This is a genomic window from Yersinia sp. Marseille-Q3913, from assembly GCF_963892745.1.
Taxonomy (GTDB): Bacteria; Pseudomonadota; Gammaproteobacteria; order Enterobacterales; family Enterobacteriaceae; genus Yersinia; species Yersinia bercovieri.
Genome location: NZ_CAWQAF010000077.1, coordinates 17,922 through 39,494, shown reverse-complemented (window position 1 = coordinate 39,494; position 21,573 = coordinate 17,922). Strand labels below are relative to the sequence as shown.

Sequence of the window (21,573 nt, the reverse complement as noted above, 5' to 3'; positions counted from 1 at the left end):
TTTAACCAACATTGACGTGACCGATTTCCCATTAATGTTAAATCATAATTTAGACTGAAATTATTCATCGGAATTCCTAAACATTGAGCATGGATAATAGCAATAGTTTCTAACCTAAATCTTAGCTGCGAAACAGGCTTTATTCCGGAATAATTTGATGATGAGTTTTGCCAATATCGCCAGGTAACAAGATATTGTTTAGCCTCATAACTCCTCCGCCTAATACGGTATCATCTTCTTCTTGCGGTTTAATATTCAGTTTCTGCTATTTGGGGGTAAAAGAGATAGCTAGCGAGGATAATAGGCACTTTTCATTTATCCGGATGAGAATTTGACCTACCGGCAATGTAACTGTTCACTTAATGCCTTTTTCAAAAGGGCATGTTTTCTCAATTCCTACAGAGATTGATATACATCTAGATATTGGCCGCCTAATTGGCGTATCGTGTGTATCTGCTACTCGAGACGGACCCTTATTGGCCCGCCATTTATTTTGTCTTTTCTTTATTTGGTTTGCACCTTAGATGAAAACGCACGGAATTAACGGCATTAGGCCGTTCAGCGCGATAATTGACGCTTGCTGGCGAGAAACCTATACACTTCAACGACTTGTTAAAGATATAATTGCCGGTGTCACTGTCGGTATTATTGCTATTCCGCTGGCGATGGCTTTGGCTATTGCCAGTGGCGTCCCGCCGCAATATGGCTTATATACCTCAGCGATTGCCGGTATTGTCATTGCGGTCAGTGGCGGCTCCCGTTATAGCGTATCCGGCCCGACGGCGGCCTTTGTTGTTATTCTCTATCCTGTGTCACAGCAGTTCGGTTTGGCCGGTTTATTACTGGCGACATTAATATCCGGCATATTTTTACTCTGCATGGGGCTGGGGCGACTTGGCCGCTTGATTGAATATATTCCGCTGTCAGTAACCTTGGGTTTCACCTCAGGGATTGGTATCACCATTGCCACCATGCAAGTGAAGGATTTTTTTGGCTTGCAGCTAACCGAAGCGCCAGAAAACTATGTCGGCAAAGTTGGCGCACTGGCGCAAGCGCTGCCAACCATCAACTTCAGTGATACTTTAATTGCTACTGTTACGCTGTTGGTATTAATTCTCTGGCCCCGGTTAAAATTAAAGTTACCGGGTCACTTACCTGCGCTTGTTGCCGGCACTGCCGTGATGGGTCTGTTATCACTATTTGATCATCAGGTCGCGACCATTGGTTCACGATTTGGCTATTTGCTGGTCGATGGCACTCAGGGCCATGGCATTCCCCCCATCCTGCCACAATTTGTCTTGCCCTGGCATCTCCCTGCCGCCAATGGGCAGGATTTTGTATTGAACTGGGCGACCCTTTCCGCCTTGCTGCCGGCCGCTTTTTCGATGGCAATGTTGGGGGCAATTGAGTCGCTATTATGTGCGGTGGTGCTTGATGGAATGACCGGGCAAAAGCATCACTCAAACAGTGAGTTAGTGGGTCAGGGATTGGGAAATATGATCGCACCATTCTTTGGTGGGATCACCGCGACAGCGGCTATTGCCCGCTCTGCGGCAAACGTCCGCGCCGGTGCCACCTCACCAGTGTCAGCCATTGTCCATGCCCTGCTGGTGTTGCTGGCCTTACTGGTGCTGGCCCCGATGCTCTCTTATCTACCTTTGGCTGCTATGGCCTCGCTGCTGCTGATTGTGGCCTGGAACATGAGTGAGGCACATAAAGTTGTTGATCTGCTGCGTCGAGGGCCGAAAGATGACATTATCGTGATGTTGCTGTGCATGAGTCTGACCGTGTTATTCGATATGGTGATTGCTATCACGGTCGGTATTGTGTTGGCCTCACTGCTGTTTATGCGGCGCATTGCGCGAATGACGCGGTTGAGTGAAATACCGGCGGCGGTTGATGAGAAAACATTAATCTTACGGGTGAACGGACCACTGTTCTTCGCAGCGGCTGAGCGGATATTTAACGAGTTGCTGGGCCGGAGTGAGCATTACCAGACCATTATTCTGCAATGGGATGCGGTGCCGGTTCTGGATGCCGGTGGCTTAAATGCGTTTCTGCGCTTCACTGAGGCCCTGAGCAATGAGCAGCAACTCATCATCACCGATATCCCTTTCCAGCCACTGAAGACGCTGGCAAGGGCCAGAGTGCAGCCTATTGAGGGCAAACTGAGTTTCTACGGCACCCTCCCGGAAGCGCTGGACGTTATTAACAAAGTACCCACGACGGAGAGAACAGGCAGATCGTAAAGACGCCGTAAATCCCTCCCTGGAGGCTCGAGCCGCGCCATCCCTGGCGCGGACGCTTTACTCTTCTACCCGTCCTCTCCGTTCCAGATCGCGTCATCGGGGTTTATCAGCAGTCTGAGGCAGCGTCAATAGCTGCCTTTTCAATCATTCGACTTATAGTGCAATACTCAACATCAGTGACGCCAGATATTATTTGCTGGTATCCAGCTCAGGGAAACTCTTCACCAAATCGTCGATAGCTTTCATCTGAACCAGGAACGGCTCCAGTTTAGCTAATGGCAGTGCTGACGGGCCGTCGCACTTGGCGCTGTTTGGCTCTGGGTGAGCTTCAATAAACAGCCCCGCCAAACCTACCGCCATACCAGCACGGGCCAGTTCCGCCACTTGAGCACGGCGACCACCTGATGCAGCACCAAATGGGTCACGGCATTGCAGTGCATGGGTCACGTCGAAAATCACCGGATGGCCGCCAGTGGCTTGCACCATCACATTGATACCCAACATATCAACCACCAAATTGTCATAACCAAAGTTGCTGCCACGATCGCAAAGAATCACCTGATCGTTACCCGCTTCCTTGAATTTCTCGACGATATTGCCCATTTGACCGGGGCTGACGAACTGAGGTTTCTTGACGTTGATCACCGCGCCAGTACGCGCCATGGCTTCAACTAAATCAGTTTGGCGAGCCAGGAAAGCGGGCAGTTGGATAACGTCGACCACTTCGGAGACCGGTTGTGCCTGGCTGGCTTCATGGACGTCGGTGATGATTTTTACGCCAAATTGTTGCTTCAAATCCTGAAAAATTCGCATCCCCTCTTCCAGACCGGGGCCACGGTAAGAGTGAATTGAAGAACGGTTGGCTTTGTCGAACGAGGCTTTAAACACGTAAGGGATACCCAGTTTTTGGGTCACGGTGACGTAATGCTCGCAGATGCGCATCGCCAGATCACGAGACTCAAGCACATTCATGCCGCCGAACAGCACGAAAGGCAGGTCGTTCGCTACGTTGATATCGCCAATGCTAACCACTTTCTGTTTCATACTAATACCTTTATAAAGGGTAAATCGAGATTAATTACAGCAGGTTATCTCTACCGCCAAGGGCGGTAAATGCTGGCTGTTATCTAGCCACTGCGACACCCCCGCTGTCGAAAAAAATCAGTGTAATGTTACCCGCTGTTGCTCAATGGAGTGGATCTGCATTTTTATCATTTCAGCGATCGGGTCTTCCGGGCACTGTTCGACAAAATAGCTTAAATCAGAGATTGCGATGTGATTGCAATCCAACTGGGCATAGATCAGGCCACGGTCGCGAATTTCATAGGGGTCATCGGGATCAAATGCTAATACCGCTTCACTGGCACGTAATGCCAGCTCCATCTGCTTCTCTTCCATTAATGCGGCTTTCAGCGTATCGAGCATTTTGCGGACAATAATGGTATTTTCCGCCTCTTCCAAATCTTCATCTTCCAATTCGGCACTTAACCCTAAATTACCTTTGATCCACACTTCCAGCATATGCTCGTTCAGTGTTTCACCGTTTAGCGGGTTAATTAGCCACATCTCTTCGTCCAGCCAATCAGCACGAAGAATTAATTGAGTTGGAAAGATAACTGGCATTAAAGGCAAATTCAGTTGATGGGCGATATAGAGGAAAATCACCCCCAGCGATACCGGAGTTCCCTGCCGCTTATCCAGGACTTTATCCAGCCAAATAGCATCGGAGAGACGATAAACGCCACCTGCGCCGCCAAATTTCCACTGGTGGTAAAACAGATCGATAAGCACTTCTAATTGCTGATCCTGATTGAGATCGGCAGGCATAGCCGCCCGCGCATCATCGACCAGCTGTTGCAGTTGGTTGCGTACTTCAGCCAGTGGAAAATCTTGTCGAATCTCCTGGGTAACCAGTAACACCCCATCACACAGGGACGCGTTGTTAAATTCGAAATCAGCAATACTACTCATAAATATCCCATCAGCAGTGGTAACTTAGTTGTTGCCAGTTTGGCAATCAAATACAGGCAACCCAATGCGAGTATAAAGGCAAGCCAGCGACGACTCTGGCTGCGAGTTCGCTTACCTAATGCGACATAGCCAAGCAGGATATAGATAATAACGCCAAACAGCTTTTCAGTCAGCCATGTTCCTTGCGGACTGAAAGGGTAAAAACCGGTTATAAAGATCAGTATAATGCCACTGACAAACAGCAGTGTATCATTGATATGCGGCGTTATTTTTACCCAGCGCTTGTCCATCATAGCTGAACCGCGACATTTCCAGAAGAAACGTAATACAAACAGCGTAATACTGATGACCACGGTCAGTAAATGCAAATACTTCATGGCGAGATAATCGACCCACATGACTGTTGCTTCCTTATTTTATTCTGCTTAATGACACGCCCATTGCCCCAAAGTAACACGATCATTATTACCATAATCTTTATGGGTAATTACAGCACTAAAACCCGCTTTTTTAAGGTGTTTTTGTACTGCCTGCGCCTGCTGCCAGCCATGCTCTAACACTAACCAACCGCCCTGTTCCAGATAATCCGGGGCCTGACGAATAATGTCAGCCAGGTCAGCCATCCCTTCAGCCGGTGCGACTAACGCGCTCTGCGGTTCATAACGGACATCCCCTTCACTAAGATGGGGGTCATTGGCATCGATATAGGGAGGATTACTGGCGATCAGCGTGAATTTACCATGTACTAATTGAAACCAGCTGCTTTGCAGAAAATCGACATTCTCTAGCGCGAGTTTCTCGGCGTTATGCCGTGCCAGCGCAACAGCATCGGCTTTAATGTCCACGCCAATCACCGCACAATCTGGCCGCTCGCTGGCTAAGGCCAGGGCGATAGCACCAGTACCGGTGCCCAAATCCAGGATGCGGCAAGGGGTGGAGGGCAGATGCGCCAACGCCTGCTCGACCAGGCATTCAGTGTCTGGCCGTGGGATCAGTGTGGCGGGGGAAACACTCAGTGGCAGCGACCAGAACTCTCGTTCACCAACCAAATAGGCAATCGGCTCGCCCTGCTCACGGCGGCCAGCCAGTGGCTCTAACGCCGCTAGCTGAATGGGGGTCAATTGGGTTTCGCCGAAAGCCAATAAATAGGTCCGCGCCCGCCCGGTCACCCAGCTCAACAGGATCTCAGCATCGCGCTTCGGGCTGTCACTTTGACTAAAACGGGCTGCCGCTAACGACAGCCACTGCTGATAATCCATTAATCTTGCTCAGACAAAGCGGAGAGTTGGTCAGCCTGATACTCCTGCACTATCGGCTGGATCAACATATCCAGTTTACCTTCCATCACTTCATCCAGACGGTACAGCGTCAGGTTGATGCGATGATCTGTCACGCGCCCCTGCGGGAAGTTATAGGTGCGGTTGCGATCGGAACGGTCGCCCGTGCCGAGCAAGTTGCGGCGCTCGGAAGCTTCCGCCAGTTGGCGCTTTTGCATTTCGGCAGCACGAATACGTGCGCCCAATACGGACATCGCCTTGGCTTTGTTTTTGTGTTGCGAACGCTCGTCCTGACACTCCACCACCAGCCCCGTAGGAATGTGGGTAATACGGATTGCCGAGTCGGTGGTGTTAACGTGCTGACCACCCGCCCCTGAGGAGCGGAAGGTATCGATACGCAAATCACCGGCGTTGATTTCTGGCATTTCAGCTTCAGGAATGGCGGGCATCACGGCAACAGTACAGGCCGAGGTATGAATGCGCCCCTGTGATTCAGTCTCAGGGACACGTTGCACCCGGTGACCACCTGATTCGAATTTCAGTTGCCCAAAAACTCCCTCACCGGAGACTTTAGCGATCACCTCTTTATAACCGCCGTGCTCACCTTCGCTGGCGCTCATAATCTCAACTTTCCAGCGACGGGCTTCGGCATAACGGCTGTACATACGGAACATGTCACCCGCAAAGATAGCGGCTTCGTCGCCCCCCGTCCCCGCACGGATCTCGAGGAAACAATCGCGCTCATCATCGGGGTCTTTCGGCAGCAGCAACACTTGCAACTGCTGTTCCAGCTCTTCACTGCGCGCTTTGGCCTCTTTCAGCTCTTCCTGTGCCATCTCACGCATTTCGAGATCGTCCAGCATCATTTCTGCGGCTTCAATATCCTCCTGCGCGCTGCGCCACTCTTTAAAACAGCGAGTGACATCAGTCAGTTGCGCATACTCACGAGATAACGCGCGAAAACGGTCTTGATCGGCAATGACGCTGGCATCACCAAGATAAGCCAACACTTCTTCGTGGCGCTCTTGTAATGCTTCCAGTTTGGCAACAATAGAAGACTTCATCCGTGGTTTTAAACCCTGTAATTAGAGGAAACTAGTGCTGATCCAGCCCAAGGCTGTCGCGTAATAATTGCAACCGCTCCATATCGCCATCGCTGGCGGCTTGCTGGAGGGATTTGGTGGGCGCATGAATCAAGCGGTTAGTTAGCTTGTAGGCCAGTTCATTCACCACCTGCTCGACATTAGCACCCTGCTCAATGGCAGCTAAAGCTTTAGCGGTCATCTCGCTGCGCACCTGTTCGGCCTGAGAGCGGTAATCACGAATGGTTTCAACCGCCCCCTGCGCACGCAGCCAGGCCATAAAATTCATGCTTTCCTGCTGTACTATCGACTCAGCCTGAACCGCAGCGGCCTGACGTTGCGCCATATTATGCTGAATAATCGCTTGTAAATCATCAACACTGTACAGATAGGCGTTAGAGAGCTTACCGACTTCCGGTTCGATATCGCGCGGCACCGCAATATCCACAAACAACATAGGCTGATTGCGGCGGCTTTTCAGCGCGCGCTCAACCATCCCTTTACCAATAATCGGCAGCGGGCTGGCGGTAGAGCTGATAATGATGTCAGCATCCGCCAGACGGGCGTCAATTTCTGGCAAGGTAATGACTTCAGCGCCCACTTCCGTCGCCAGTGCTTGTGCGCGCTCACGGGTACGGTTGGCTATAATCATATGTTTGACTTGATGCTCACGTAGATGACGTGCCACCAGCTCAATGGTTTCACCGGCACCGACCAGCAACACATTCAGCTCGGACAGAGATTCAAATATCTGTCGCGCCAACGTACAGGCGGCAAAAGCCACCGAAACCGCGCTGGCACCAATTTCAGTTTCAGTCCGAACCCGCTTAGCCACCGAGAAGGATTTCTGGAACAAACGCTCCAACTCGCCAGATAGCGATTGGCCGCGCTGAGACTCAGCAAAGGCTTTTTTCACCTGCCCCAGAATTTGTGGCTCCCCTAATACCAGAGAGTCCAAGCCACTCGCGACGCGCATCAAGTGGCTGACCGCGTCATTACCATGGTGCCAGTAGAGGCTTTTTCTCACTTCGTCCGGGCTGAGCTTATGATAGCTACACAGCCAGGCGATAAGTTGTTCGTGCAGATTTTCTTGTTGCTCGACGCTGAGGTAAAGCTCGGTTCGGTTGCAGGTAGACAATACGACACCGCCCTGCACCAACGGCTGTTGGAGCAAGCTAGCAAGTGCCTGATCGATCGATTCCGGTGAAAATGTCACCCGTTCACGTAACGATACAGGAGCGGTTTTGTGGTTAATGCCTAATGCAAGCAGAGTCATGGGAACGGCTTCGAGTAATACTGGTGTTAGTATGGATTCTCGTCTGAACCGCATTCTACTTGATGCGCGAGATCAATAAAAGGCGCAGTGCATCATCCTAAGTATTATCCCAAATTATGCTCAGAATTTGATTATATGCTGTACAAAATCGAACAAGATATTGACGCTCCGCCGTTAGGCCGTTAGCGTGAGCAGCAATATTGCCTGTTTACAGCGCATCAACAGGATTTGCTTTACACTATATTGCCCAATGAGAAACAGATTGCTCCATCAGAAATGTGTCGCCAGTGCAAACCCGGCGGCCGATAGGATTTATACCCATATGCCGCAGCGCAAAATCAGTTTTTATCGCCTACTTCCTTTAGCTACTCTGCTGCTGGCAGCCTGTAGCACGACGCCGCCGACAGGCCCTGCGACCAGCCCGACATCGCCACAATGGCGTCAGCATGAACAACAACTACAGCAACTCAGCCAATTCCAGACCCGTGGCGCTTTCGCTTATATCTCTGAAAAACAAAAAGTCTATGCCCGCTTCTTCTGGCAACAAACCGCGCCAGAGCGTTATCGCCTGCTGCTGACCAACCCGTTAGGTAGCACTGAGTTAGAGTTGGTGGTACAGCCGGGTGTGACTCAGTTGACCGATAATCAGGGCAAACGCTACGTCAGTGACAATCCGCAAGAGATGATTCAGAAATTGACCGGCATGGCCATTCCATTGGATAGCCTTCGTCAATGGATTCTCGGCTTGCCTGGGGAGACCACTGATTTCACGCTCGACGATAAGTATCGCCTGAAACAGCTGACTTACACCCAGGCGGGGGTGACGTGGACGGTGGATTATCAGGAGTACAATACGCAGGTGACACCAGCACTGCCTAGCCGTATGGAACTGAGCCAAGGTGGGCAACGCATCAAACTGAAAATGGATAACTGGACTGTCAAATAACATGGTTAGCGCGAACCAATATCTGTGGCCGTCACCGGCAAAACTGAACCTGTTTCTTTATATCACCGGGCAACGTGCCGATGGCTATCATCAATTACAAACACTGTTTCAGTTTCTCGATTATGGCGACGAACTAACGATTGTGCCGCGCGATGACGAGCAAATTCGCCTATTGACGCCGATAGCGGGTGTGGAAAACGAGCAGAACTTGATAGTCAGAGCGGCGCGGTTGCTGCAAAAACAGCCCCGCGCGACCAAAACACCACGAGGGGCGGATATCAGTATTGATAAACGTCTACCGATGGGCGGTGGACTGGGAGGCGGTTCCTCCAATGCCGCAACCGTCCTAATCGCGCTCAATACCCTGTGGCAATGTGGCTTATCTGATGAAGAATTAGCCACTATTGGACTGACATTAGGTGCCGATGTGCCCGTATTTGTACGCGGACATGCCGCCTTTGCCGAGGGCATTGGCGAAAAATTGCAGCCAGCAACACCTGCGGAGAAGTGGTATTTGGTGGCGCACCCCGGTGTAAGCATCCCAACTCCCATTATTTTTTCCGATCCTGAATTAAAAAGAAATACGCCAGTTCGCCCGCTGGCGGCGCTTTTAAGCACTCCTTACGCAAATGATTGCGAACCGATCGCAAGAAAACGTTTTCGCGAGGTTGAACAGGCTCTTTCATGGCTGTTAGAATACGCACCGTCACGCCTTACCGGAACAGGTGCTTGTGTGTTTGCAGAATTCGACACTGAGTCATCAGCCCGGCAGGTGTTAAGTATTGCCCCGGAGTGGTTGCACGGTTTTGTCGCTCGTGGTGTGAATGTTTCGCCACTGCATCGTGTCCGCTCTGGGAAATTTGAGAGTTGTGAGCGCAGATAACGATTTACAGCGTTATGTAAGGTCGAAGTCATGGCCCCACTGACCTTGGGTTCTGAAAATACCTGTCTCACTTGATTGAAAGCCGGTTCATAATGCTGTTTGTACCGGATAGATTTCATAATGCAGGAGAGTGGCAAGCAAGAGCAGCCAACACCCCTGCAACTTGAATGATGATGGTTATCACTGTGTTTTGGCTTTAAATACCCGTATGTATATTGCTATCAGTATGAATAGTCGCCCCTGATTACTGATCTGACAATATCTTCTCTGGACGCATGCCTGAGGTTCTTCTCGTGCCTGATATGAAGCTTTTTGCTGGTAACGCCACCCCGGAACTAGCACAACGTATTGCCAACCGTTTGTACACCAGTCTTGGTGACGCCGCTGTAGGTCGTTTTAGCGACGGCGAAGTGAGCGTGCAAATCAACGAAAATGTACGCGGTGGTGATATTTTCATCATCCAGTCCACCTGCGCACCCACGAACGATAACCTGATGGAACTGGTTGTCATGGTTGATGCCCTGCGTCGCGCCTCCGCAGGACGTATTACTGCTGTTATTCCTTACTTCGGTTACGCTCGTCAGGATCGCCGTGTGCGTTCTGCCCGTGTACCAATCACTGCCAAAGTTGTTGCAGACTTCCTCTCAAGTGTTGGGGTTGACCGCGTATTGACAGTGGATCTTCATGCTGAACAGATCCAAGGCTTCTTTGATGTTCCGGTTGATAACGTATTTGGTAGCCCAATCCTGCTGGAAGATATGTTGCAGCAGAATCTGGAAAACCCAATTGTTGTCTCTCCAGACATCGGTGGCGTAGTCCGCGCCAGAGCTATTGCAAAACTGCTGAACGATACTGATATGGCGATTATCGACAAACGCCGTCCGCGCGCTAACGTTTCTCAGGTGATGCATATCATCGGTGACGTTGCGGGTCGTGACTGTGTGTTGGTTGACGATATGATCGATACCGGTGGCACGTTATGTAAAGCAGCTGAAGCCTTGAAAGAACGTGGTGCCAAGCGTGTATTTGCTTATGCTACTCACCCTATCTTCTCTGGCAATGCGGTTGAGAACATCAAACACTCCGTTATCGACGAAGTGATTGTGTGTGACACCATTCCGCTATCAGCTGAAATCAAAGCATTGAAAAATGTGCGTACTCTGACGTTGTCTGGCATGTTGGCTGAAGCCATCCGCCGTATCAGCAATGAAGAGTCGATCTCTGCAATGTTTGAGCATTAATCAGTATCAGGCTATCAATATTCCTGCGGCGCTGTTTGGCCGCAGCTAGCCGTTAGATTACTGCTGTGATGAGCCACTTAGCGGGCATTGCGCGGTATATGTGTGGCGGAATATTTGTATCTCGTTGAGATAATGCACTAAATGAACTCATGCAGATAAAGAAAAACCCGTTGAAGCAGATGCGACAACGGGTTTTCTACTCTTGATCGATGTTTCCTTGATCAACGCCCTCTTGACCAATGGATTTTTGAGCCGTCATTTACCCCTCCTGCACATCAGCTCAATGAAAAACTGAGAAGACAGGTTTCGATTTGCTACTGCACTATTGGCTACGTTATCTATTAGGGTCGCAACTCAATAACTGATAGCTGTTTTATAACCGTCAGCAATTTTATAGCTGATAGCTATGAGTGACGTTGATTACGATTGCAACGTTTATCAAAGTGCTTAACCCACCAATAGCGGTCTGCAACTTCTTCACGACCACCGATACGCGCCCCCACCAACCACAACAGTGCACCCACAAAAATACTCATTACAGCACCATGGGCAAAGAATTGCGGTAAGCCGAGTTGAGTGACTTCAGTCAGGATTGAGTAACCTACCCCAACCACCATAGTCACCAAACCCAACCCCATCAGCACATTACCTAGCCTTGCAGCGCTTTTACGTTTCATATGCCACCTCCACTCTGGGTTGCCAATAAATAATCACCTGGCTGAGCTTTGAAACTGCTTGCTTAATGCGATTATTCATGTCCACTTAATAACTCAGTATAGTCAGGCTAGCGAGGAAGGTATTGCGCTTGCGATCACAACTGGCAAATATAATCCAACAAATCTTTACACTTTCCAGACATTTAGCATCGAAAATGAATTATACCGACCAGTAACTATTAACATTGATAATTATTATCGTCAGTTCGCTCAATTAACTTAACCACGTCGACATCTACAGATTCGCAAATATAGCCAAAAACCTGGCTTTATCACTAAATAGCCCCTCTATCTACCACTTCAAGTAGCAAGGATATCAACTTTGTCATTACGCGCCATGACAGGTAAACTGTGGCACTTAAATTCCTTTAGTAATAGCGAATGACGACGTGAGCAGCATTAAATTAATCGTTGGGCTGGCAAACCCTGGCGCTGAATATGCCCAAACCCGCCACAACGCCGGTGCCTGGTATGTGGATTTATTGGCTGAACGCCATAACCAATCACTGAAAGAAGAAGCTAAATTCTTCGGTTATACCGCACGATTAAACCTGGCAGGTCAGGATGTTCGTTTGCTGGTACCCTCCACATTTATGAATCTCAGTGGTAAAGCCGTTGTGGCGATGGCGGGATTTTATCGTATCCTGCCTGAAGAGATCTTAGTCGCGCACGATGAGCTGGATATCCCACCGGGCGCAGCAAAATTGAAATTGGGCGGCGGCAACGGCGGTCATAACGGCCTGAAAGATATTCAAAGCAAACTGGGCAATAACCCTAATTTCTATCGGTTACGCATTGGTATTGGTCATCCGGGGGATAAAAGCAAAGTCGTCGGTTTTGTGCTAGGTAAACCACCGGCGAGCGAGCAAGCTTTAATTGACGAGGCCATTGACGAATCTATCCGTTGCACTGAAGTGCTGATGACCGAGGGCATCACCAAGGCGATGAATCGACTACACTCCTTCAAGGCTGGCGTATAAAACCTTGCCAACTCCCCTGCGTACGCACTTAAGCCGGGGAGCCACACTTTTGTATCACTCATTGATTATCACATCATTCACTTTTGTCACACAATGCATTAATCCCCTGCTGCCCCTCACTGGTTAATACGACACCTGAAATAATTACCCTCACCTGACCGAGAAAATTGTTGCTCTTACCGTCATATTCATCAGCAATATCGCTGAGTTTTTCGGTACAAAAAAGCGCATCCCATGCCGTCGCCTTTCTCTTATTCTCTGACAACTCATGGCTGCGCTCAAATTTGTCGGTTGTGGCGGTAAACGTCAGCTGAATGCTGTCAAAATCCTCATAAAGTGTCTTTTTCTTGTAGCCCACATACCTGACGCTTTTGCCCGATTGGTTTTCTATTTCTACGCCATATTGATCAATCAATTGGGCAAAACCAGGCCCGGCTGGCTCAATATCTGCCGTTAAAAATCGCATTCCCACAACACCGACCATCCCCCCTAGCAAAATCACTATTAGCCACTTATAGATGCTCATTTCCATTGGGATAATCCAAACTCAATATGCAGATCGTAATCACTAGTTATCGGACATCTGTCAGAAAACTTCAGATGGCAGAAGCGTGATCTCGCACACAGAGTTAGAAAAATCAATCACCTACCCGTCATCAAAGCGAAATCATCACCCACCTTGAAACAGCATGATCGAGATAAATCGTCATTATGTGTATAATGGCGGCATAAATTTTGATTACATCAACCTGTTAACCCTAACGAGTTGATTTTTAAGTTATTTAAGGTGATATAAAACATGGGATTCAAATGCGGTATTGTGGGCCTGCCTAACGTTGGTAAATCCACCCTGTTCAACGCGTTGACACAAGCGGGTATTGAAGCCGCTAACTTCCCGTTCTGCACCATTGAACCCAATACGGGTGTGGTGCCAATGCCGGACCCGCGCCTGGACCAGTTGGCTGAGATTGTTAAACCACAACGTATCTTGCCAACGACCATGGAATTTGTTGATATCGCGGGCCTGGTTAAAGGAGCATCCAAAGGCGAAGGCCTGGGTAACCAGTTCCTGACCAATATCCGTGAGACCGAGGCGATTGGCCACGTGGTGCGCTGTTTTGAGAATGACAATATTATCCACGTAGCCGGGAAAGTTGATCCAGCTGATGATATTGATACCATCAATACTGAGTTGGCACTTTCTGATCTGGAAGCTTGTGAACGCGCCATGCATCGGGTTCAGAAAAAAGCTAAAGGCGGCGATAAAGACGCTAAAGCTGAACTGGAAGCACTGGAAAAATGCCTGCCACATTTAGAAAGTGCGGGCATGTTGCGGGCATTAAACCTGACTGATGAAGATAAAGCGGCGATCCGTTATTTGAGCTTCCTGACGCTAAAACCAACCATGTACATTGCCAACGTCAATGAAGATGGCTTCGAAAATAACCCGTATCTGGATCAGGTCCGTGCTATTGCGGCAGCAGAAGGTTCTGTCGTGGTTGCTGTTTGCGCCGCTGTTGAATCTGACATTGCTGAACTGGAAGATGCAGACCGCGCAGAGTTTATGGCTGAATTGGGTATCGAAGAGCCAGGTCTGAACCGTGTTATTCGTGCTGGTTATGAATTGCTGAATCTGCAAACCTACTTCACTGCCGGTGTCAAAGAAGTCCGTGCCTGGACTATCCCTGTAGGTGCAACCGCACCACAAGCCGCCGGTAAAATTCACACCGACTTCGAAAAAGGCTTTATCCGCGCTCAAACTATCGCCTTTGATGATTTCATCACCTACAAAGGTGAACAAGGTGCGAAAGAGGCGGGGAAAATGCGTTCAGAAGGTAAGGATTACATCGTAAAAGATGGCGACGTGATGAACTTCTTGTTTAACGTCTAATTTGCTTCTGTTGTCTTATGAAGTTTGATTGAATCTCATGACGACTGACAAAACCCATAAAATCCACGCGCTTGCGTGGATTTTTCATTTCATAATGTCTATGAATGTCTCGTGGCAGCGCAGTTTAAAATAATGTGCTGGATTTTGCACTCAACGCCGTAGAGATGACACAGATAGCCGCCATGGATACCGCCACCCGCGCCTTCTTCTCCCACCGTGATCCGGCCATGGTTGAGTGGCTGACCCAACGTAAACTGGATGTTTAATCAGGAATTATCACATGCAAAAACGTATTCTTGGCAATTCGGCGCTTGAAGTCTCGGCATTAGGTTTCGGCTGTATGGGGCTGAGTCATGGTTATGGTCCCGCAACTGATACCAGGCAGGCGGTAGCGCTAATTCGAGCCGCCGTTGATCGCGGCGTCACTTTTTTTGATACCGCTAAAGTCTATGGGCCATACATCAACGAAGATGTGGTCGGTGAAGCACTCAAGCCGATGCGTGATCGAGTGGTCATTGCCACTAAATTTGGTTTTACCTTTGGTGATGATAACAAGCAGCAGATCCTGAACAGCCGCCCTGAACATATTCGCTTCGCTGTTGAAGGCTCTCTTCGCCGGTTGAAAACCGATGTTATCGACCTCCTGTACCAACATCGCGTCGATCCAGAGGTGCCGATAGAAGATGTGGCGGGTACCGTCAAGGATCTGATTGCAGAAGGGAAAGTGAAGCACTTTGGCCTTTCAGAGGCTGGCGTACAAACCATTCGTCGCGCTCATGCCATTCAGCCGGTGACTGCATTACAGAGTGAGTATTCGCTGTGGTGGCCCGAGCCCGAACATGAAATTCTGCCGACACTTGAAGAGCTTGGCATCGGTTTTGTGCCATTTAGCCCCTTGGGTAAAGGGTTTCTAACCGGTGCCATCAAAGCGGGTTCCACTTTTGGTGCCGACGATTTCAGAAGCAAAGTGCCGCGCTTTGCACCTGCTGCACTCGACGCCAACCAGCAACTGGTGACATTGATCACTGAGATTGCCAGCCAGAAAGGTGTCACACCGGCACAGATTGCACTGGCATGGTTACTGGCGCAAAAACCGTGGATCGTGCCAATCCCCGGCACCACTAAGCTCCATCGTCTGGAAGAGAACCTCGGTGCTCTCCAGGTAGCATTGAGTGCCAACGACCTGCAAAACATAGCAGCCACGCTGGAAACGGTTCGCATTCAAGGTGAGCGTTATCCTGCGGCAATGCAGGCGCGCGTGGGGCGTTAATCGTTTAGGATTATGACAATAGCGGCGCAGCCTGACATGCTGCGCTTGCGTATATTTTGACGCTTATCGTTCAAATGTTAATATAGGGGCTGAGGGAACGACACTTCACGATGAGAAAGGAAATTTTTTGAACACGAGAAGCAAAATGCGTTTGTGGCCAAGCTTAGCTTTATATGCAATGGCAATTTTCCTATTAGCAGGGTGCTCAAGCAAATCAAATCGTGACTATGCCACACTGCCAAAAGGCAGTTACAACGATAAAACCTATACAGTCCAGCGGGGTGATACGCTCTATTTTATTGCGTGGATCAGTGACAGTGAAGTCAGTGACCTTGCGCGCATCAATAAAATTCGTCCACCCTATCAGCTGGAGATTGGGCAAAAAATTCATCTCAGCAGTTCCGCACCGGCAGCGCGTAAACGTAAATCGTCAAGTACCGTGCTAGCCAATTCGACGCCACCGCCTGGGGCCAATCGTTGTTGGCGCTGGCCAACTAGCGGCCAAATACTTTCGAAGTATTCCACCGCCGATGGTGGCAATAAGGGCATAGATATTGCGGGTAAACGCGGTCAGCCAGTCTATGCCTCAGCCAAAGGGCGGGTCGTCTATGTAGGAAATCAGCTGCGCGGCTATGGAAACTTAATCATGATTAAGCATGGCAATGATTTCATCACCGCTTATGCACATAACGACACTATGCTGGTCAAGAATGCGCAGGATGTGAGTGCTGGGCAAAAAATAGCCACCATGGGAAGTAGCGGGACGGATACCTTAATGTTGCACTTTCAAATCCGTTACCGAGCCACAGCCCTTGATCCGCTGCGCTATTTGCCCCCTCAGGGAACATCACCTAAGTGCTAATTTACCCTACCCGATTCAGATAACATGATGTTTCAGAAAATATAAAGGCTCCTGATTAGGAGCCTTTATATTTTGGGTGCTGGTGACTTTTTTTGTCACCCAGCTCCGGCGTTACGCCAGAACTTGTTTCACGAATGCTTTAATCTCTTCAACCTGACAGTTATCGAAGAAGCACTGCTGGAAACGTTCGCCGCTAACGGCAGTTTTCACCAGTTCTGGATCGATAGCACGCAGTGTATCCAGATAATTATCTTTCACTACTGCAGCTTTCACTTGATTCAAGATACCCGCGTTACGTACTTGTGGCTCTTTACGATCCAGTGGGTAGCCTTCGCCTTTCACGCCAGTGAACGCTTTTTCAAAGATATAACGCACATTCAGCTCTGCGCCCCAGCCAAAACCTTTGGCATATGGCAGTGACAGTGCATTACCATTATTAATTTGAGCAAATAGGAAAGCATCCGCTGGATCGATGCAATAGCCACACACCACACCTGGGTGGATGTTTAATGACATCATTGCGCCCTGGCCTGTACCACAGCCAGTGACCACGAAATCAACCGCTTTAGAATTCAGCAAGATACTGGCCATGATCCCCAGATGAATATAAGTCAGATGATGGTCGTTTTCATCACTCATACCTACGTTGTATACCGGGTACGCTTTTTCCGAGGCTACAGCATTCAGCTCTTTCAGGATTATCGCGTTTTTCGTTGCCTGACTATTTTCCATCATCAGTGCAATTTTCATTATTTTATCTCCGATTGGTCAATGACACGTGGTCCATTGAAGGTGTTATGTTTGGCTTGATTATATCGAAGATAGCACTAGTAAAACAACATTTCAATTTTAATGGAAATTAGTTCTACACACATCACACATCGGAATTGATTGGGTTACGCCCCCCCTATTTCCTCTTGAAATTTCGACCACAACGGCCTTATGTGGACGTTTTAAGGGGGCAAAACAGCAATCTTAGTGGTGCAACATCTCGTGAACGATGTCATCTTTATCCAATGTTATTGGGTAAAAGGTTGGCCAATTATCCATTTGTTTAAGCAATTTTTCATGTGATTCATTGCTCGTATAAATATGAAAATGCTGGGATTTTTGTGGCTTAATGATGTGGTCGCTGAATTGAACATATTTGGGTGCTTTCGAATGGGTATCCTTGCACTCAAATAGATAGCGCACACCTTTTTTCCCTGAATCGTAGTGCATTATTTTAAAACCAGAGTAGCTATATTTGCAGGAGTTCACTGCTTCAGCAGTATGGAAATCAATCGTATTGTCCTCAATACCAATCATATTAACGTCAGTGGCATAACCTTTTTTGTAATATTCCCGATATGCTTCAACGCTTTTATCTTTATTTTTCTGCGATTTATAAACCAATACCGCATCCAAATCCCCTTTTAGCAGGTAGGGATTAACTGATTGCCAAACCCCATCCCAATCGCTGAGCGCTCTATCTTTAACCTCTTGGTCTTCAAAAACGCCTTCACTTGCTTTACGTTCTGCATCTGTTTGTTGATGCTCATGCCCATGGCTATGGTTGCCGTGAGCTAATGAGTTAAAACTGCTTAGTGAGGCACAAACTCCGAGTGCAATAATGGTTCGATGGGCAAGTTTTTTTGGCATGAATAGCTCCTGGTTGAATACTTGATATGTAATGTTATACTATAACATATATTGTAATCAATAGGCACCTATCTTCCAACCTAGAACTAATGAACACCCAACTCACAGTGTAAAATTTATCGTTGTTTCATTAAGATAACCTATGTGCATTTTGTATCGAGCAGATCAAAAAACCATGGCAGGGATCTAGCAAATGCAGGTAATTTGAGCGAGGGGTGACGACTAAATGTGTTATTTAGCAGCCACAAAGCCGCCTAAGCAGAGTTTAGGAGAACGCAGTATGTTCAGCAGTCAACGAGTGGGGCCCACGGTCTGTCTGTGGGCATTAATCACGAAAATCTGAGTTATATTAATATTATAAATCAATGCGTGATATTGATGGCCTGCGACAAAAAGGACGGAAGTGATAGATTGATTATCGCTCTGAAAACAGATCCACCCACAACAAGCAACTATCCGCCACGAGCGGTTGTAGTTGCCCCCCTTTGATTGCAGGCAGCCACCAACAGCCCTGCGAAACCGTCAGTTCGTGGGTTGCTGTGTGATTGATGAGCCATTTCCCTTTCACCACATAGAGAAGCCCTGCATGAGATGCGGGTAATTCTCGTGCCGAACTCACCGCAGTTACTGAGGATTGCCAACAGCCTCGCCGGGTCATAATATTAAAATCTTGGCTACTCCCACCTAATAGATGCGCGTGAATAGGAACATCGCCGGGAAAGGCGAAAGGTTGCAATGGCAGTGATAGTGTATGTGCTTCCCAGTCTGGGCTGGAGAGTACAACGCCCTCTCCTGAGAGCAATGTAATTGACCGGTCAATATTCGGAAATAGGGAAAATGGGCCATCTTGTTCAATCGTCGCGATACTGGCACGCCAGGCAAAATCATCTCCCCCGACTGGCCAGCATGCAATTTCACGGGTTTCGCCCCCCCCATTTCGCCAACGACTAACCGGTAAACTGGCAAAGTCAAAAACGGTAAAGCTCATCAGACCTCCTGTTGACAGGCTTTCAGTACAGCTAGAAAAGCCTGTGCAGTTTGCTGTTGCAGTGGATGATATCTATCCACTATTACCGCTTTACCTGCCACATAAACATCTCGAATTTGCGATTTGCCCCCCGCAAATAACCAACGGTTTAGTAAAGAAGCAGATTCTGTACCGGCAATATAGGGATCATCACCATCCAAAACTAGCCAGTCCGCACGGTAGCCTTCAGCCAACTGACTAATTTTGCTGGCACAAGCCTGCCGCCCGCCCGCTAGCGCTTGCGTATAAAGCAAGTCAGCTACAGCAGGATGCTGCTCACTGGTCAGGCGATTACGCCGTTGATCACGCAAACGCTGACCATATTCCAACCACCGTAACTCCTCCACCACATCCAGTGAAACGTGACTATCAGACCCTATCCCCCAGCGCCCCTGATGCTGTAGATAGTCAACACCAGGGAAAATACCATCCCCCAAATTCGCTTCTGTGGTTGGGCATAATCCTGCAACTGCCTGACTTTTAGCCAGGCGTACAAGCTCTGACTCATCCAGATGGGTGGCATGAATCAGGCACCAGCGACTATCGACGGGCAAATGGTCATACAGCCATGCAACAGGTCGCTGCCCACTCCACTCCATGCAGTCCTTAACCTCTTTTTGCTGCTCTGCAATATGAACATGTATCGGTAATTGCTTATCTGAGGCATGAAGTACCTCCTGCATTTGGCTTAACTCCACGGCACGTAGCGAGTGGAAACATAAACCCTGGTTTTGCAACGGCTGGTTGGCAAGCTGTTTACTGATAATTTGCTGCTGTTTGAGATAACTCTCGGTGTTCTGAATAAAACGACGTTGCCCCGGTTGAGCCGGTTGGGCACCAAAACCCGCATAGCTGTACAATACTGGCAGCAGGGTCATCCCGATCCCAGCCTCTTGTGCTGCCTGACTCAGCTGTGACGTCATTTCACCCGGATCGCTGTATGGATGACCCTCAGTGTCGTGATGTAAATAATGAAACTCCGCAACCTGGGTATAGCCACCTTTCAGCATTTCGATATACAACTGGCGCGCGATCACACCGATATGTTCCGGTGTCAATTGCTGTACCAGCCGATACATCAGATCCCGCCAAGTCCAGAAACTGTCCTGCGGATCACCCGCAATTTCTGCCAGCCCTGACATCATGCGCTGAAAAGCGTGTGAGTGAAGATTTGGCATACCGGGTACGATTGGCCCAGCTAAAATCTGACAACCTGCATCACTGCTCCCAGGACAAATACGCTGAATGACCCCCTGTTCATCGACAGTGATCTGCACGTCCGTTGCCCATCCATCAGATAAAAAAGCACGTTTGGTAAAATAAGCTGGCATAGCGATATCCCAATATTTGGTTCAGAGTCAAACGCGCTAGTAGCTGCGGCGTCAATTAATTAATTCATTTACTTGTATATACATATACATACGCTAAATTCAAGCTTAGACTTAATTTATGATTTTACTATTTGACGAGGTTAATGCCGTGGCGGAACAGCCAGCAGTCTTACAATTAAGTGCCGCAATGGACGATACTCCTGCGCCAATTTACCAGCGGGTGAAGCTGGCTATCATTCGTCAAATCAGAACCGGTATCTGGCAGCCCCACCAGCGAATTCCCTCCGAAAGTGAGCTCGTTACCGAGTTAGGGGTCAGCCGGATGACCATTAACCGCGCACTACGTGAACTGACCAGCGAAGGTTTCCTCATCCGTATGCAAGGCGTAGGAACCTTTGTTGCTGAAGCAAAGGCGCACAGTGCTTTGCTGGAAGTTCATAATATTGCTGATGAAATCACAGCCAGAGGCCACCGACACAGCAGCAAAATTTTGCAACTAGAGGTGCGCTCGGCAACCCCTGAAGAAGCAATGACTTTAGGCATTCAGCCCGGACAGCCACTGTTCTACTCGCAAATTGTTCATTATGAGAATGACGTTCCCATTCAGGTCGAAAACCGTTGCGTCAATCCAAATACAGCTCCCGATTACATGAAGCAGGATTTCAATCTGATAACCCCTTACAGCTATCTCACCCAAGTGGCCCCACTCACCGAAGGTGAACATATTGTTGAAGCGGTGATCCCAAGCCCTATCGAGCGACAACTGCTGCAACTGGACGAACATGAACCCTGCCTGTTGATTCGCCGTCGAACCTGGTATGAGAAAGCCATCGTGACCGCCGCTCAACTGCTCTACCCAGGTTCCCGCTATCAGCTCTATGGTCGTTTTACCCCACAAGGCACAGTGTCGTCCTGAACAATTTTATTTCT

At 48.8% G+C, this 21,573-nt stretch carries 21 protein-coding genes and 1 pseudogene; 10 read left to right on the top strand and 12 right to left on the bottom strand.

The window, feature by feature from the left end; genetic code table 11:
- The first annotated feature begins 524 nt into the window (after positions 1–524).
- Positions 525–2,249, top strand: coding sequence for a C4-dicarboxylic acid transporter DauA (gene dauA / locus AACW11_RS18365; RefSeq protein WP_212585080.1), 1,725 nt, complete (start codon positions 525–527; stop codon positions 2,247–2,249).
- A gap of 189 nt (positions 2,250–2,438) precedes the next feature.
- Here dauA and kdsA read toward each other — a convergent pair whose 3' ends face one another.
- The 6 genes from kdsA to hemA all read right to left on the bottom strand — a co-directional run bounded on the left by kdsA (position 2,439) and on the right by hemA (position 7,855).
- Positions 2,439–3,293, bottom strand: a complete 855-nt coding sequence (gene kdsA / locus AACW11_RS18360; RefSeq protein WP_005272030.1) for a 3-deoxy-8-phosphooctulonate synthase — start codon at positions 3,291–3,293, stop codon at positions 2,439–2,441.
- Between the two features lie 117 nt (positions 3,294–3,410).
- Complete coding sequence (sirB1, locus tag AACW11_RS18355) at positions 3,411–4,220, bottom strand: invasion regulator SirB1 (RefSeq protein WP_212585079.1); 810 nt, start codon at positions 4,218–4,220, stop codon at positions 3,411–3,413.
- On the bottom strand, positions 4,217–4,618 hold the full coding sequence (locus AACW11_RS18350) for a SirB2 family protein (protein ID WP_212585078.1): 402 nt from the start codon (positions 4,616–4,618) through the stop codon (positions 4,217–4,219). Before AACW11_RS18350 ends, sirB1 begins: the two co-directional genes overlap by 4 nt.
- Before the next feature lie 27 nt (positions 4,619–4,645).
- Positions 4,646–5,479: a peptide chain release factor N(5)-glutamine methyltransferase gene (gene prmC, locus AACW11_RS18345; RefSeq protein WP_212585077.1), complete on the bottom strand. Its 834-nt coding sequence runs from the start codon at positions 5,477–5,479 to the stop codon at positions 4,646–4,648.
- Positions 5,479–6,561, bottom strand: coding sequence for a peptide chain release factor 1 (gene prfA / locus AACW11_RS18340; protein WP_212585076.1), 1,083 nt, complete (start codon positions 6,559–6,561; stop codon positions 5,479–5,481). Before prfA ends, prmC begins: the two co-directional genes overlap by 1 nt.
- A gap of 31 nt (positions 6,562–6,592) precedes the next feature.
- A complete protein-coding gene (gene hemA, locus AACW11_RS18335) occupies positions 6,593–7,855 on the bottom strand; it encodes a glutamyl-tRNA reductase (RefSeq protein ID WP_212585075.1) in 1,263 nt (420 codons plus the stop codon).
- Between the two features lie 322 nt (positions 7,856–8,177).
- Here hemA and lolB point away from each other — a divergent pair, with 322 nt between their 5' ends.
- The 3 genes from lolB to prs all read left to right on the top strand — a co-directional run bounded on the left by lolB (position 8,178) and on the right by prs (position 10,925).
- Positions 8,178–8,801, top strand: coding sequence for a lipoprotein insertase outer membrane protein LolB (gene lolB / locus AACW11_RS18330; protein WP_032896902.1), 624 nt, complete (start codon positions 8,178–8,180; stop codon positions 8,799–8,801).
- A 1-nt stretch (position 8,802) separates the two neighbouring features.
- Complete coding sequence (gene ispE / locus AACW11_RS18325; protein WP_212585074.1) at positions 8,803–9,684, top strand: 4-(cytidine 5'-diphospho)-2-C-methyl-D-erythritol kinase; 882 nt, start codon at positions 8,803–8,805, stop codon at positions 9,682–9,684.
- Positions 9,685–9,977: 293 nt separating this feature from the next.
- Positions 9,978–10,925 (top strand): ribose-phosphate diphosphokinase, encoded by a 948-nt coding sequence (gene prs, locus AACW11_RS18320; RefSeq protein WP_004390739.1) that lies wholly within the window; start codon positions 9,978–9,980, stop codon positions 10,923–10,925.
- Positions 10,926–11,329: 404 nt separating this feature from the next.
- Here the strand turns inward: prs and ychH are convergent, their stop codons facing one another.
- Complete coding sequence (gene ychH, locus AACW11_RS18315; RefSeq protein ID WP_005272004.1) at positions 11,330–11,602, bottom strand: stress-induced protein YchH; 273 nt, start codon at positions 11,600–11,602, stop codon at positions 11,330–11,332.
- Positions 11,603–12,030: 428 nt separating this feature from the next.
- On the opposite strand from ychH, the gene pth reads away from it, so the two are divergent.
- Positions 12,031–12,621, top strand: coding sequence for an aminoacyl-tRNA hydrolase (pth, locus tag AACW11_RS18310; RefSeq protein WP_212585073.1), 591 nt, complete (start codon positions 12,031–12,033; stop codon positions 12,619–12,621).
- A gap of 73 nt (positions 12,622–12,694) precedes the next feature.
- Here pth and AACW11_RS18305 read toward each other — a convergent pair whose 3' ends face one another.
- The gene (locus AACW11_RS18305; protein WP_212585072.1) at positions 12,695–13,153 is read right to left on the bottom strand and encodes a hypothetical protein; all 459 of its coding nucleotides are present in this window, start codon (positions 13,151–13,153) and stop codon (positions 12,695–12,697) included.
- A gap of 267 nt (positions 13,154–13,420) precedes the next feature.
- Here AACW11_RS18305 and ychF point away from each other — a divergent pair, with 267 nt between their 5' ends.
- The 4 genes and pseudogenes from ychF (at position 13,421) to actS (ending at position 16,644) form a co-directional block, all read left to right on the top strand.
- Positions 13,421–14,512 (top strand): redox-regulated ATPase YchF, encoded by a 1,092-nt coding sequence (ychF, locus tag AACW11_RS18300; RefSeq protein ID WP_212585071.1) that lies wholly within the window; start codon positions 13,421–13,423, stop codon positions 14,510–14,512.
- Between the two features lie 131 nt (positions 14,513–14,643).
- Positions 14,644–14,778 (top strand): annotated as a pseudogene (locus AACW11_RS18295) (aldo/keto reductase); the annotation flags it as partial.
- A gap of 14 nt (positions 14,779–14,792) precedes the next feature.
- Positions 14,793–15,782, top strand: coding sequence for an aldo/keto reductase (locus AACW11_RS18290; RefSeq protein ID WP_212585070.1), 990 nt, complete (start codon positions 14,793–14,795; stop codon positions 15,780–15,782).
- A 145-nt stretch (positions 15,783–15,927) separates the two neighbouring features.
- Positions 15,928–16,644 carry an amidase activator ActS gene (actS, locus tag AACW11_RS18285; protein WP_212585193.1) on the top strand — a complete coding sequence of 239 codons (717 nt, stop codon included), beginning with the start codon at positions 15,928–15,930 and terminating at the stop codon, positions 16,642–16,644.
- A 111-nt stretch (positions 16,645–16,755) separates the two neighbouring features.
- Here actS and AACW11_RS18280 read toward each other — a convergent pair whose 3' ends face one another.
- The 4 genes from AACW11_RS18280 to AACW11_RS18265 all read right to left on the bottom strand — a co-directional run bounded on the left by AACW11_RS18280 (position 16,756) and on the right by AACW11_RS18265 (position 20,643).
- Complete coding sequence (locus tag AACW11_RS18280) at positions 16,756–17,394, bottom strand: RpiB/LacA/LacB family sugar-phosphate isomerase (protein WP_005271968.1); 639 nt, start codon at positions 17,392–17,394, stop codon at positions 16,756–16,758.
- 225 nt (positions 17,395–17,619) lie between these two features.
- On the bottom strand, positions 17,620–18,285 hold the full coding sequence (gene zinT / locus AACW11_RS18275; protein WP_212585069.1) for a metal-binding protein ZinT: 666 nt from the start codon (positions 18,283–18,285) through the stop codon (positions 17,620–17,622).
- A 415-nt stretch (positions 18,286–18,700) separates the two neighbouring features.
- The gene (locus AACW11_RS18270) at positions 18,701–19,273 is read right to left on the bottom strand and encodes a HutD/Ves family protein (RefSeq protein ID WP_212585068.1); all 573 of its coding nucleotides are present in this window, start codon (positions 19,271–19,273) and stop codon (positions 18,701–18,703) included.
- Positions 19,273–20,643, bottom strand: coding sequence for a formimidoylglutamate deiminase (locus AACW11_RS18265; protein ID WP_212585067.1), 1,371 nt, complete (start codon positions 20,641–20,643; stop codon positions 19,273–19,275). Before AACW11_RS18265 ends, AACW11_RS18270 begins: the two co-directional genes overlap by 1 nt.
- A gap of 148 nt (positions 20,644–20,791) precedes the next feature.
- On the opposite strand from AACW11_RS18265, the gene hutC reads away from it, so the two are divergent.
- Positions 20,792–21,559 (top strand): histidine utilization repressor, encoded by a 768-nt coding sequence (gene hutC / locus AACW11_RS18260; RefSeq protein ID WP_212585192.1) that lies wholly within the window; start codon positions 20,792–20,794, stop codon positions 21,557–21,559.
- Positions 21,560–21,573: the final 14 nt, after the last annotated feature.